Annotated in this window: 1 protein-coding gene; it reads right to left on the bottom strand. The window is 40.5% G+C overall.

What is annotated here, in order from left to right:
- A partial coding sequence (locus DAHG_RS18230) for an IS200/IS605 family accessory protein TnpB-related protein (RefSeq protein WP_022936310.1) occupies nucleotides 1-326 on the bottom strand: 326 nt, incomplete at both ends.

Below are 326 nucleotides of genomic sequence, written 5' to 3'. Positions count from 1 at the left end.
CCTATCTTCTTACCAATCGCTGCCCACTTCTCTGTTTGTGTTTGCTTTTCTTTTACGAATACTCGATATTCTCTCAAGATCTTCTCTTTGTATCCGATCCCTTTTCTTGCGATTACATAACTCGCTGCCTGATGCACACTCATTCCTTTATCCCGTACATACTTCAATTTACCTATCAGTGACGTATACGCTGGATCGACTTTGATCACTTCAACACCTTCATAAGCTGCTTTTCGTTCGATGGCTTCTATGATTTGTGCATAAGCAAACTCACTCAGCATACGATTCAGTCCTTTTGGCTGATAACGCTGCTTTTGTTTTTTATC

The sequence above is a fragment of the Dielma fastidiosa genome, assembly GCF_000313565.1.
GTDB lineage: Bacteria > Bacillota_I > Bacilli_A > Erysipelotrichales > Erysipelotrichaceae > Dielma > Dielma fastidiosa.
Note: the sequence above shows the minus strand (reverse complement) of the source record. Positions and strands in the feature narration are given on the sequence as shown.